Source organism: Bacteriovorax sp. As-1 (genome assembly GCF_058446905.1).
Genome location: NZ_CP184341.1, coordinates 1,257,972 through 1,270,523, shown reverse-complemented (window position 1 = coordinate 1,270,523; position 12,552 = coordinate 1,257,972). Strand labels below are relative to the sequence as shown.

Genomic DNA, 12,552 nt, shown 5'->3' with positions numbered 1-12,552 from the left:
ATTTTTAATGGATTGGTTATACGTTGTCGTCGGGCTTTTAGTTGTTGTTGTCGCGGTTTTAGTTTTTAAGAAAAAGCCAAAAACTCCAGAGCTTCCAAGGACAGAAGAAACTCCAACTATCGCAGCAGAAGCTCCAGTTGAAGAAAAGGCTACGGCCACTGATGTCGAAACAACTCCAGCACCAGCAGCTAAAAAAGAAATTTCTTTTAGCGAAAGACTTAAACTTGGTTTAAGCCGTTCTCGCCAGGAAGTTTGGGGAAAACTCTCAGGACTATTTTCTGGGCCCAAACTAGATGACGATGCCATCGAATCAATCGAAGAGCTTCTTTATAGCGCGGATATTGGAACGGCCACTGTTTCAGAGCTGATTGAAGAGGTAAAAAAGAAAACCAAAGAAGGCGAGTTGGATGAAAACAGCTTCAAGTCTTTCTTGTTTAATTTCCTGAAAGACAAAATGAAGCCGATTCAGGAAACAGTTGATCACTCACTTTATACTTTTAATAAAAACGAATCAGGTAAAACAAAAGTCATTATGGTTGTCGGTGTTAATGGTGCCGGAAAAACAACGACGATTGGAAAGCTCGCAACAAAACTTCGCGCTCAAGGGGCGAGTGTTGTTGTTGGGGCCTGCGATACATTCAGAGCTGCTGCTGTCGATCAGTTACAGGTTTGGTGTGACCGTGCAGGCGCGACAATGATCAGGGCCAAAGAAGGTGCTAACCCATCGGGAGTTGGTTATGACGCTCTTCAAGCAGCTCTTAATGTAAATGCTGATTACTGTATTCTCGACACAGCAGGACGTCTTCATACGAAAGAAAATTTAATGGACGAGCTTGCTAAGAGTAAAAATGTTTTAAAGAAACTAGATCCAACAGCTCCTCACCAAATTCTATTGGTGATCGATGCAATCACTGGTCAAAATGCTCTTCGTCAAGCAGAGGAGTTCCACAAGACTCTTGATCTAACAGGCCTGATTTTCACTAAATGCGATGGTTCTTCTAAGGCCGGAAGTGCTGTGACTCTCGTCTCTCAGTTAAAACTTCCAATCGCTTACATTGGTGTAGGGGAAACAGCTGAGGATTTAGATGTCTTCAATGTCGACGACTACTTGAATGCTCTCCTAGGAAACTAAAGGCAAACTTGGGGAAATAAGAGGGTTTTCACTCTTATACGCAAGGCATTTTGTTTGACGAAAATTCCTCTATCGTTTACTCTTAATACAATGAATAACGAAAGAGAAATTCAAGAAGTATTTGAAGTACTAGGCTACAAAATCAAGCTCAAAAAAGATGAGAGACTTGTTGGTGTTAGTCCTAGTGATATTGTCGGATTTGTTCAATCTGAGGCTCAGAAAATATTTAAGCAATCACCGCAGTTGGCACCTCACCAGGTGGCAGTCCTGCTTGCACTTCAATTTGCAGGTGAGAAGTTGGCCCTGGAAAAAGAGTACCGCGAAAATATCACTCAACTGCGTTTAACTGCAGTCGATGCCCTTCAGTATATCGAAGAGGTTTCTCCCACAACCCGTTAAGAGTTTATTTGGGAACGAAAACAGAACTTCGATTAGCGCTTAAGCAAAAACTCGGAGTCCTGAATGAGTCAGAGCAATTTAAGTTAAGTCAGAAGTTGTCTTCAAATCTCCGCCAGCTCTTAAACGACCTTGGCGTTATTCAAAAAAATTTAGTTATTGGAGTTTATGCTCCCATCGAGCGCGAACCAAAATGGTTCACATCTCTTGATGAGAGTTTTCATAAACTGACGGCTTACCCCGCCTTCGAATCAGGTGTGATGCTTTTTAAAAAGGCAACTCTCTCTGAGCTTGTTGAAAGTCAGGATTTTGGGGTGACAATCTTTGGGCCTAAAGCACAGGCTCAGGTTGTAGAACCTCAGGTGCTTTTGATTCCAGGTCTAGGCTTTGGAACAAAGGGCGAAAGGTTGGGCCGTGGGAAAGGGTTTTACGACAGGTATCTCGAGTCACATCCGGTGATTAAGATCGGAGTCGCTTTTGAGGTGCAGATGGAAAATGACATCCCAACTGAAGCACATGACATAAAAATGGATTTCGTGGTCACTGACCAGGAAGTATATATAACCAATCGATAGAGCTAGAAGGAGTCTCATATATGAATATTTCGGTAATCTTGGCAGCTGTTCTTTTTGCCGTAATCGGAGCCGTGATTGGCTACGTGGTAAAGAACGCCCAAGTTCAAAAAGATATCAAAGAAAAAGAAGGCAAAGGAAACGACATCATCGAAAAGGCGAAGAAGTCTGCTGATGAAATCAAGTACAAAGCCCGTCAGGAAGCAAAAGAGATCGCGCGTGAAGAAAAAGAAAAATCAGACCGCGAAATCAACAACCGTACTAACGAAATTAAAAACCAAGAGCGCGAATTAGCTAAAAAAGACGCGACTCTTGACCGCAAAATCGAAGAGCACGACAAAGAAGTAAAAGTTTTAAAAGAAAAAGAAATCGCTTTTGAAGTTTCTAAGAAACTTCATGAAGAAGAAGCTCTAAAACTTAAAAAGAAACAAGATGAGTTCAGTGATCGCTTAGCTCAAGTTGCTCAGATGACTAAAGAAGAAGCAAAAAATGAACTTCTTCGCGCGATGGAAGAAGAAGCTCGTGTAGACTTCTCTAAAGTCCTAAGAAGAATTGAAGAAGAAACAAAAGAAGAAGCAGAAGCTAAATCAAAAAGAATCGTGGGGATCGCGATTCAAAGATTTGCTGGTGAATACGTTGGTGAAAAAACTATCGGTTCGGTTGAACTTCCAAGCGACGACGTTAAAGGTCGCCTAATCGGTCGCGAAGGACGTAACATCCGCGCGTTCGAACAAATCTGTGGTGTGGATCTTATTATTGATGATACTCCAGAAGTTGTTGTTATCTCTTCTTTCAACGTTGTAAGAAAAGAAATCGCCAGAATGGTTATCCAGAAGCTTATTGCCGATGGACGTATCCACCCAGCTAAAATCGAAGAATTTCATGACAAATCAAAAGCTGAAATGGAAAGACAGCTTCGCGACCTGGGGGAAAAAGCTCAGATGGAAATCGGAGTTCACGGTATCCACCCTGAAATCTTAAAATTAGTTGGAGCTCTTCAGTGGAGAACTTCATACACTCAAAACCAATATCAACATGCTATTGAAGCTGCATTCGTTTGTGGAGCTATGGCCGCTGAACTTGGACTAAACGTAAAACAGGCTCGTCGTGCAGCTCTTCTTCACGATGTAGGTAAAGTAATTGATGCTTCAGCTGAAGGATCACACGCGGTTGTTGGTGCTGACTTCCTGAAGAAATATGGAGAGTCTCCAGATATCGTTCACGCAGTTCGCGCTCACCACGATGATGAAAAACCAGAATCAGTTCTTGCTCACCTTGTAGCAGCAGCAGATGCTCTCTCTGGAGCTCGTCCAGGTGCACGTAAAGCAATGATGGAATCATACGTATCTCGCCTAACGGACATTGAAGAAATCGTAAACAGCTTCGAAGGTGTTTCGAAGTCATACGCAATTTCTGGTGGACGCGAAGTAAGAGTTTTCGTAGAAAACGATCGTGTAACAGATGAGGAAACAGTCATGCTTTCTCGCGACATCGCTAAGAAGATCGAAGAAGAGATGTCATATCCTGGAACGATTAAGATTACAGTACTAAGAGAAACAAAAGCTGTCGGTATCGCGAAATAGAATAATAGAAAGTGCAGCCTTCGGGCTGCATTTTTTTTGGATTAGATTAATACATGGAAGATAATCAATTCGCACTTATAACCGGAACCTCATCCGGCCTCGGCTTTGAAATGGCCGAATTCCTTCTAGAAGAAGGCTATACAGTTATCGGCGTTTCACGTCGAGGCACTCCGATCGACAATCCAAATTTCATCGACATTATTTGCGATATCAAAGACGAAGCCTCTGTTGAAGAGATGTACGAACTCATTGGCAATCACACTAATGAATTGCACATGATTGTCTTAAATGCCGGCATCTTTGAAATGTCTCCGTTAGTTGAAACATCGACTAAAGAATTCTCTGATCACCTGATGACAAACGTTGTTGGGGCTTTCCATATCCTAAAGCATTCTAGTGACTTCATTGTTGAAGATGAAACTCATATTGTGACAGTGTCTTCCATCGCTTCTAAAAAGGGGCTAGCTAATATTTCTGCATATAGTGCTTCAAAGTTTGCTTTAAACGGCATGATCGAGTCGTTAAGAGAAGAGTGGGCACATTTAGGTGTACGCTTCTCAACCCTAATGCCAGGAGCGATTGCGACTCCAATTTGGGAAGAAGGAGACATGGATCTTCCACGCGATCAAATGATGAGCGTAGATGATTTCATGCATGTTTTTCAAATGGTCACGAGAAGTCCAAGACACGTGCAGTTCCCTGAGATTGTCTTTTTACATAAAAAAGGAATTGTTAAATGAAGTTGTGGGAAAAGCTTTCACCAAAAGCGAGATACTACATCATTTCTTTTTCTAATCTCGCTGTCTGTTGGGGCATTCTTTATCTTTTGAATCTTGATTTCTTAAATATCATTTTCTTTTTAACGGCCTTTACTTGGCACTTTGCTCTTTTAACACCTGGGCTTAAAGAGCAGATTCTTACCAGCAACAACAGATTTTCATTCCTGGCCGTCGTGGTGAGATCAAATCACTACTTGCAGATGTTTATTAACCTTAAACGCGTGCCTTATGCTTCATCGATTATCAGAGCGATCTCGCCAGTGATTTTTACCTTGTTGTTATTTATGGTAGGTGGGAAAGGGAATATTCTTTTTACTCTGCTTGGATCGTTTTGCTTTGAAGCGGTTTATCTTGTTTCAAAGAGAAAAAAAGATGAGCTTCCACCTATCCCTTCAGAGCATACAGATGCCCAAGAAACTGCTCCAGAGTCTCAGCACGTAAAAAAGCGCCTCGAATAGCTTCGAAGTCTTCATAGTCATCAAATAAATTGCGTGAGAAAGATTTAAAACGCTTGAGGATTAGGTTGTCTGCCCAGCCAATTTGTCTGTACTCAACCATCAGAGCATCAAAATACAACTCGAGGTATTTCTTTCTTTCGTAAAGAAGATAAGTTTCGTCGATGTTGCCGTCATCTTCTACATAATCTTTATAAATTTTAGCAAGCCACGGAGTTTTAAGAGCACTTCTTCCAAACATGACTGAATGGCATTTTGTTTCTTTAAAAACATTCTCAATGTCTTCAGCAATCCAGATATCGCCGTTTCCAATGAGAGGAACTTTCACTTCCTCAACTGCTTTTTTAATGTAGCTCCAGTCTGCGACACCTTTATAAAGTTGATCGCGTGTGCGGGCGTGAAGAGTGATGGCCTCAACACCTTCATCCTGGATTAATTTAAGCGTGTCAGAGAAGTTGCTGTCGTCGCGGTAGCCGATGCGCATTTTAACCGAAAAATGTCCGGTAAAGTTTGAGCGAATGGTTTTTAAAACATGCGAGAGCGCTTTGTGGTTGGATAATAAATAAGCACCGCCAAAGTGTGAGTTTACTTTTTTAGAAGGGCATCCAAGATTTAAATCCAAATGATCCATCTTTAATGACTCGAGGATATCGACGACGTCTTTTGTTTGTGCGCGCTCTGTGGTGAGAATTTGAAATGAGTTTTTCTTTCGCCATTCAGGATTTTTCAGGATGCGCTCGCCGTAATGTTCGACAATCATTCTTTCAGTCACCTTTCCGACAGTTGGAACGCGTAGGAAATCCGTAAAAAGATGATCCCACTCAGGAAAAGTCTTCATGAGAGCTATGCGATATGGCTCATCGGTGATGCCTTCCATAGGCGCGAAGAGCAGGGATTTTTTAGGAAACACGTCGAAATTATTCATCGAGCATGTTAGTATCAGGAACCCATTCAAAGGAAAAGACACTTGAAAAAAAATCTCACCGTTTCTATTGCGATTTTTATCAAAGACGTAGAGGCCGAAAGCTTTAAGGTCTGGACCCAAGTGCGCCTGGAAGAGGGAGCGCTTTATGGAAAGCTGGAATTCCCGGGAGGGAAGATCGAAGTAGGCGAAACTCCGGAAGGGGCCTGCAGAAGAGAGGTTCACGAGGAAGTGGATTTACTTCTTCCACAGGATGAAAAGCTGGTTCTCTTTAAGTACCAGGACTACTCGATTGAAGATAAGAATATTTGTTTATTCGTCTTCATTTCAAAATTCCAAGACTTACCAGCGGGAAAAGGGCAGTGGCTCACAATCCCATACAATGAAAAATCCGCTTCTTTACAAGGCAAGATTCCCCCGATAAACCATGTCATTATTGATGATTTGGCCGTATATATAAAAACTCAACACGAACAGGGCGCGCTTCAATACTTATGGCAACAGTAGATTTTATTAAAACGATTGCAGACTTTTTCCTTTTATCAGTGGCCTGGTCGCTGATTCTTTTTTCACCAATCGCTTCTTCAAAGTTAACTGGAGCAGGTCTCATTAAGCTTCTGACTAATACAGCTATCGGGGCATTGGTAATCTCAATGGTCATCCAAGGTGTAACTCCGGCGCAAATGATGACGATGAGTTTTGGATTAAAAGCTCTCTCACTTGTTTCAATGATTCTAATTTCTACTTTTCACCAGGATGATAAGTCTCTTCCCATGTGGGGGCTTTATGCGATCAATAGTGTTGTGCTGGCCTACTTACTTTGCGCACTCGTAAGTTTTAACGTTTTAAATTCCGTTTTCATTATTTCGGCAGCGCTTTTTTTAGGTGTGATTACTTATTCAATGATTTTAGGACATTGGTATTTAGTTGTTCCTAAATTATCAGAGCAGCCATTAAAAGTGGCCGCGGTGATTACGTGGATTATTTTAGCGGTGAAAATCGTCTGGAGTTCATACTCATTAATGCACAACTACGACTTCTTTGAAGAGCAAACACAGTTGGGAGCTGGCTACGCTTTTAACTGGATGCTATTAACTATGAGAGTGTCTTTTGGGTATTTAGTCATTCTGGGAATGACCTATTTTAACTGGAAACTTTTAAAACTAAGATCAATTCAAAGTTCAACCGGGATTCTTTACGCGATGACATTTTTTGTTTTTATCGGCGAACTCGTTTCAACTTATATCTTTTTTAACTACGGACTTTATATATGATGACTGTTCAATTCACGTGTAAACATTGTGGTTCAAGCGTTCACGTTTACCCTGAAACAAGCGCTCATAAAATTCAGTGCGATGTTTGTCAGACAGAGCAGGAAGTGAAATTTGATCACAATCACGAAGAAGGAATTCTCAAAGACTGCCCTTCGTGTGAGAGAAAAGACTTTTACTCACAAAAAGATTTCAACAGAAAGCTGGGAGTCATTCTCTTTGTTTCTGCGGCCATTATTTCAACTGTATTGCTTTATTTCGGGATTAACCCGCTTTGGTACCTAAGTACTTTTGTGTTTCTGTACGCTCTGGACTTCTTTTTATTTAGAAGACTACAAGTCATCGCGATTTGCTACAAGTGCCAAACGATTTTCAGGAACGTGAAGAACATTGAGGAAATTCCGGGGTTTAACCACGAAATGAATGATCGCATCATTTATTCGGACCATAACTTTCACGGTAAGCCTCTAGATCATTGATAATTGGTGGCAATTAGACTTCGGGGACACCTTCCTGTATAATGATTAGATTAGTTTTTGTTTACTTGTTACTAACTTAACCAGGACTTTTCCATAGAACCCCCGCTTGAATATTTAGTCTCTTCCTACGAAATCTTCGCTCTAATCCTTTGTTTTATCGCAGCCGCTTTTTTCTCAGCAGCTGAAGCCGCACTTTTATCTATCGGTGTAGACCGTGCTCGCCAACTCATTGAAGAAGGTGGAGCAAAAGGTAAAGCTATGGCCTTCATGATCTTGAGACCATCAGAGCTTCTTGCAACGATCCTAGTAGGAAATAACATCGCCAACATTCTTGCCGGATCGATTACAACATCTATCACGGCAGCCTACACCGGAAGCAGTATCGTCGGTATCGCTCTCGGGTTAACGACAGTTATCATCATTATATTCGGTGAGATTATCCCGAAGACTATTGGTAGAACACACGCTGAAAAATTCTCAGTCATCGTTATTCGCTCCCTGCAAATCTGTTTTTATCTTCTATACCCGGTAATCAAATCTATCGTTTGGTTCATTGGAACAATTTTAGGTGACAGTGCTGAAGTGACCGGAAGAATGGTGACGAAAGATGATATCGAATTCATGATTTCTAAAGCAGAAAAAGAAAGAACGATGGACTCAAAACAAATCGATCTTCTTTCTTCTATTCTTGAATTCCCGATGATCAAAGTTAAAGACATTATGATTTCCAGAGTGAGAGTGAATTATGCTCAGGTCAGCTGGAACTTCGAAGAGATGATGAACTACGTAAGAGAAACAGGTAACTCACGTTACCCGGTTGTTGACGGAGAGTTGGAAAACATCGTTGGATTCCTGCACGTAAAAGATTTAGCTTTCGTAACAGATGAAGAGAAGAAAAACTTTAAAATGGAAAAACTTTTAAAACCGCCTTTCTTCGTTTACGAACACATGAAGATCCAGTCGGTCTTTGACCACATGAACAGAAAGAAAGTTCACTTAGCGCTGGTTAAAGATGAAAACGGAACTGTTGTTGGTATCGTTACATTAGAGGATATTATCGAAGAGATTTTCGGTGAAATTCACGATGAGCACGATGACGTTGAAGAGATTGAAAAGGGTCTTGAAGAAGCTAACCTGGAAGACGGTATTGTTGTCGAAGGGGATATTTCGTTAAGAGAGCTTTATAGTGATTACGATATTAAAATTCCTCTGAATGATAACTACTCAACTTTGGCTGGATTTATGCTGGACATGTTGGGGAACACTTTCCCTGAGCAGGATCAGATCATTGTTTGGGAAGGGCTATCATTTAACCTGGAAATCGTTGAAGACCACGTGATCAAACAAATACGTATTAAAGATGTCGATGGCGAGAAACATATTTTCTCTAAGAAAGAGCACGCTGAACTGGTAGAGAAAAACGACATCGAAGCTTCACTTAATCTTCAAGAAAAAGAGTAGATCTAAAGAATGCTCTCCGGGGCATTCTTCTTTCCTTTGGATGAGCATATGAAAATTCATGATGTAGCGGTAATTGGCGGTGGCTCCGCTGGAGTCATGGCCGTTCTTAGAACTGTTTTAAACAACGATGAATGTCTTTTTTTCCCGGGTTCACCAAAAGATAAAAAACGCTCTCGCGCTTTTTGGGTGACGAAAGTTGAAAACATGCCGGGGCATCTTGAATATAAAAAAGGCATCGACGAACCCAATAAAGAATCTCTCGACTGGTTAGCTGCCGGTCCATTCAAAGATAAATTAATCTGGAAAAAGAACACCGGAATAGTCAGTGTCAAAAAAGAAGAAGATGGCCTCTTCACTTTAACTGATAACAAAAACGAAGTTTATCAGGCCCGTTTTGTGATTTTATGTACGGGAGTGATGGATGTTCAACCGACGATTCAAGGATCAATTGAAACAATCTATCCATACGCTAACATTCAGCTTGCTGATTACTGTTTGAGATGTGACGGGCACCATGTGCTTAATAAAAAGATTGCGATCTTTGGCCACAACTCAGGAGCAGCATGGGTGGGAATCATGTTGTATGAACGCTACCAATGTCCGGAGGTAACGATTCTTACTAACGGAGAAGCGCCGAGTTTTGATGAAGAAACAACTGCATTGATGAAGAGATATAATTTCAAAATTGTCACTGAAGCGATTACTGAAATAAAAGGTGATCCAAAAAATAAAATTTTAAATGGATTTATTTGTGGTGATAAAAAAGTTGAAGCAGATTACGCTTTCATCGCTCTAGGGATGATTGTCTACAATGAGCTGGCAAAAATGTTAGGTGCCAATCTTGACCAAAGAGGTTTTGTGGTGACCGATAACAAAGGTAAGTCAAGTGTAGATGGGTTGTATGTCGCTGGAGATTTAAGAGCGAACACCAAAAAACAAATATATACAGCATGGGATGGAGCTGTTGATTCTTCTGATGAAATCAACGTTTTGATCCGTCGAAAAAAGCGAACTGAAGCCTCACTATTATGACAGATCATATAGAGCAATATGGGTGTAAAGTATCCTTAAGAAGATAACCAAAATGGTTAACTTCCTATGTACTAACACGTCAGCCATGGAGGATGACAGCATGAAAACTTTCAATACTGCAGATATGGTAAATGAGGCGACAAGTGAAATCGAAAAAATTGCGCCAAGAAATTCGCACGTAGAAATCGATGTTAAAGAGGACCCTGCAGGTCACTTTAGCACTAACATTAAACTACAAACTAAAACTAGAACTTACTTCGCTAAAAAGGAAGATACATTTCTCTACCGAAGTTTTTCAAAAGCACTGCGCGCGATTAAAGCGCAAATTCAAAAAAAGCGCGTTAGCCACATGCACTCACAAACGAGCTTGAAAAACACTTAGCTCCTTAAGCATTTAATCAAATCAAAAAACGAAAGAGGCCCTGTTTAATACAGGGCCTTTTTTTGATTCAATATTTTTCATTGACAGTAATTAACTCAACTTGGTTTAATAATATAAATTTATTTATCAAGTGAAAAAAATGAAACTCATTTTATGGGTTTTATTGTTGGTTCTCGTTTCTTCGTGCGCAGGAAAAATTGAAAGTAATATTCCTAGGCTGGGAGCGGCCAACACTGATCAAAATGTTTTCACAATGAATCTGAATGGAAGCATTGAAGTGATTAAAGCTCAGGATAATAATAGCAATGATAAATTGATTTTAGGAAACCTGGGAGAAGTGAACCCAACTCTTAAGTCAGACCGTGTACGTTTCCTCTTAAAACTTGATTCTGATCTCAATAGAGAAGTAACTCAGTCAGAAGTGCTGGGGTATGTTCAACAAAAAGGAACAGAGTTAGTAGTCGATAATTGTTTACTTTAAGGGAGCGATTTCAACGTCGCCAAGCACCTTTGCCCGGCAAGAAAGGCGAACAGTCTTTCCCGGGTAAGAGTCTTTGATATGTTCGATTGTGTCTGTTTCCACCACACCCATAGGGGATAAGTTTTCGATTCCTTTGATAACTTCAATGCGGCATGAGCCGCACGAGCCGGCCAGGCATCCATGAGGCAAACTAAGGTTTTGACGATCTAGTTCATCGTATAAGATTTGGCTTAAATTAACTTTGTATTCACGAGGCTTTGAAGGCTCCTTTTCATTGAGAGATTCAGAGGAATCCGGAAGGTGAACTAACACGGTGGGCATATTTATTTTATCCTTCAAAGAATAATATCTTCCCAATTGTAAAACACGATGCAAAATTATCCAACTCAAAAGTGAGGAATGACAATGTTTACTTTCGAAAAACTATACTCAATGGGACACGAAGAAGTGGTATTTTTCTCTGACCCTTCATGCGGCCTAAAAGCTATCGTAGCGATTCACAACACTACTCTTGGACCAGCTCTAGGTGGAACAAGAATGTGGAACTACAAATCAATCGACGACGCTATCGAAGATGCTCTTCGTTTATCTCGTGGTATGACTTACAAAAACTCAATCTCAGGTCTTAACCTTGGTGGTGGTAAAGCGGTTATCATGGGAGATCCTACAAAGGATAAATCAGAAGCCCTTTTCAGATCGTACGGAAGATTTGTAGAGTCTCTTAACGGTCGTTACATCACAGCTGAAGACGTTAACACTACTGTTGACGACATGGAATTCATCTTCGCTGAAACAAACAACGTAACAGGTGTTGCTGAAATCAACGGTGGATCTGGTAACCCTTCTCCATGGACAGCTCGCGGAGTATTCCGTGGGATGGAAGCTTCAGCTCTTAAAGTTTTTGGTGACCGTTCACTAAAAGGTAAAGTTGTTGCTCTTCAAGGCGCTGGTTCAGTTGGAACTCACTTAGGAAGACACCTGTATGAATCAGGAGCGAAAGTTCTTTTCACTGACATGAACGAAGCAAACATCGCTCGTTTCAAAGAAGCAGTACCTAACGCTGAATTCGTAGGTCTTAATGACATTTACGATGTTAAGTGTGACATCTACGCTCCATGTGCTCTAGGTGCAACTGTTAACGATCAAACAATCGATAGAATCAAAGCTAAGATCATCTGTGGTGCTGCTAACAACCAACTAGCAGAAAACCGTCACGGAGATATGCTAAAAGAAAAAGGTATCCTATACGCTCCAGACTACCTGATCAATGCGGGTGGGGTAATGAACGTATCAATCGAATTCGAAGGCTGGTCAGCTGAGAAGGCGACAAAAATGGTAGATAAAATCTACGATACGACTCTAAAAATCTTCAAGCTATCTGATGAGCAAAATATTCCGGTGTACAAAGCTACGGATTTAATGGCTGAACAAAGAATCCAGTCAATCAAGAACATCAGAGGGAAGTACCTAGGGAACCTAAGTCATAGATTCCCAGGACGTAAGTCTCGTTCTCGTTAATTATCAAAATCAATTAGGTCACCAAGCGAAAATCGTTTGGTGACCTTTTTTTCCTCTTCCTGTTCCCACTTTAGCTAAGTCCACTATTT

General features: G+C 40.9%; 16 protein-coding genes. 14 read left to right on the top strand and 2 right to left on the bottom strand.

From position 1 onward, the window contains the following. The first annotated feature begins 7 nt into the window (after window positions 1–7). The 6 genes from ftsY to ACN20O_RS06455 all read left to right on the top strand — a co-directional run bounded on the left by ftsY (window position 8) and on the right by ACN20O_RS06455 (window position 4,920). Entirely contained in the window at window positions 8–1,132 is a 1,125-nt protein-coding gene (gene ftsY, locus ACN20O_RS06480) for a signal recognition particle-docking protein FtsY (RefSeq protein ID WP_491638334.1), read from the top strand. Between the two features lie 90 nt (window positions 1,133–1,222). Then, the gene (locus ACN20O_RS06475; protein ID WP_491638332.1) at window positions 1,223–1,531 is read left to right on the top strand and encodes a hypothetical protein; all 309 of its coding nucleotides are present in this window, start codon (window positions 1,223–1,225) and stop codon (window positions 1,529–1,531) included. An 8-nt stretch (window positions 1,532–1,539) separates the two neighbouring features. Continuing rightward, a complete protein-coding gene (locus ACN20O_RS06470; RefSeq protein ID WP_491638330.1) occupies window positions 1,540–2,103 on the top strand; it encodes a 5-formyltetrahydrofolate cyclo-ligase in 564 nt (187 codons plus the stop codon). A 20-nt stretch (window positions 2,104–2,123) separates the two neighbouring features. After that, complete coding sequence (gene rny, locus ACN20O_RS06465) at window positions 2,124–3,683, top strand: ribonuclease Y (protein ID WP_491638328.1); 1,560 nt, start codon at window positions 2,124–2,126, stop codon at window positions 3,681–3,683. 110 nt (window positions 3,684–3,793) lie between these two features. Continuing rightward, entirely contained in the window at window positions 3,794–4,423 is a 630-nt protein-coding gene (locus ACN20O_RS06460) for an SDR family NAD(P)-dependent oxidoreductase (protein ID WP_491638326.1), read from the top strand. Beyond that, window positions 4,420–4,920 (top strand): hypothetical protein, encoded by a 501-nt coding sequence (locus ACN20O_RS06455; protein WP_491638324.1) that lies wholly within the window; start codon window positions 4,420–4,422, stop codon window positions 4,918–4,920. Before ACN20O_RS06460 ends, ACN20O_RS06455 begins: the two co-directional genes overlap by 4 nt. Here ACN20O_RS06455 and ACN20O_RS06450 read toward each other — a convergent pair. After that, on the bottom strand, window positions 4,847–5,842 hold the full coding sequence (locus ACN20O_RS06450; protein ID WP_491638322.1) for a tRNA dihydrouridine synthase: 996 nt from the start codon (window positions 5,840–5,842) through the stop codon (window positions 4,847–4,849). The genes ACN20O_RS06455 and ACN20O_RS06450 overlap by 74 nt on opposite strands. A 42-nt stretch (window positions 5,843–5,884) precedes the next feature. On the opposite strand from ACN20O_RS06450, the gene ACN20O_RS06445 reads away from it, so the two are divergent. From ACN20O_RS06445 to ACN20O_RS06415, 7 genes are all read left to right on the top strand, one after another. Next, window positions 5,885–6,346 (top strand): NUDIX domain-containing protein, encoded by a 462-nt coding sequence (locus ACN20O_RS06445; protein WP_491638320.1) that lies wholly within the window; start codon window positions 5,885–5,887, stop codon window positions 6,344–6,346. Beyond that, a complete protein-coding gene (locus ACN20O_RS06440) occupies window positions 6,334–7,113 on the top strand; it encodes a hypothetical protein (RefSeq protein WP_491638319.1) in 780 nt (259 codons plus the stop codon). The genes ACN20O_RS06445 and ACN20O_RS06440 overlap by 13 nt, the downstream gene beginning before the upstream one ends. After that, a complete protein-coding gene (locus ACN20O_RS06435; protein WP_491638317.1) occupies window positions 7,110–7,589 on the top strand; it encodes a hypothetical protein in 480 nt (159 codons plus the stop codon). Before ACN20O_RS06440 ends, ACN20O_RS06435 begins: the two co-directional genes overlap by 4 nt. A gap of 93 nt (window positions 7,590–7,682) precedes the next feature. Next, window positions 7,683–9,050 carry a hemolysin family protein gene (locus ACN20O_RS06430; protein WP_491639265.1) on the top strand — a complete coding sequence of 456 codons (1,368 nt, stop codon included), beginning with the start codon at window positions 7,683–7,685 and terminating at the stop codon, window positions 9,048–9,050. Window positions 9,051–9,098: 48 nt separating this feature from the next. Next, a complete protein-coding gene (locus tag ACN20O_RS06425; protein WP_491638315.1) occupies window positions 9,099–10,082 on the top strand; it encodes an NAD(P)/FAD-dependent oxidoreductase in 984 nt (327 codons plus the stop codon). 100 nt (window positions 10,083–10,182) lie between these two features. Continuing rightward, window positions 10,183–10,464 (top strand): hypothetical protein, encoded by a 282-nt coding sequence (locus ACN20O_RS06420; protein WP_102245100.1) that lies wholly within the window; start codon window positions 10,183–10,185, stop codon window positions 10,462–10,464. A 139-nt stretch (window positions 10,465–10,603) separates the two neighbouring features. Continuing rightward, entirely contained in the window at window positions 10,604–10,945 is a 342-nt protein-coding gene (locus tag ACN20O_RS06415) for a hypothetical protein (RefSeq protein WP_491638313.1), read from the top strand. On the opposite strand, the gene ACN20O_RS06410 is transcribed toward ACN20O_RS06415, so the two are convergent. After that, window positions 10,937–11,266, bottom strand: coding sequence for a 2Fe-2S iron-sulfur cluster binding domain-containing protein (locus ACN20O_RS06410; protein WP_491638311.1), 330 nt, complete (start codon window positions 11,264–11,266; stop codon window positions 10,937–10,939). The two genes, ACN20O_RS06415 and ACN20O_RS06410, sit on opposite strands and share 9 nt — an antisense overlap. Window positions 11,267–11,350: 84 nt before the next feature. Here ACN20O_RS06410 and ACN20O_RS06405 point away from each other — a divergent pair, with 84 nt between their 5' ends. After that, a complete protein-coding gene (locus ACN20O_RS06405) occupies window positions 11,351–12,463 on the top strand; it encodes a Glu/Leu/Phe/Val family dehydrogenase (protein ID WP_102245097.1) in 1,113 nt (370 codons plus the stop codon). Window positions 12,464–12,552 lie beyond the last annotated feature (89 nt).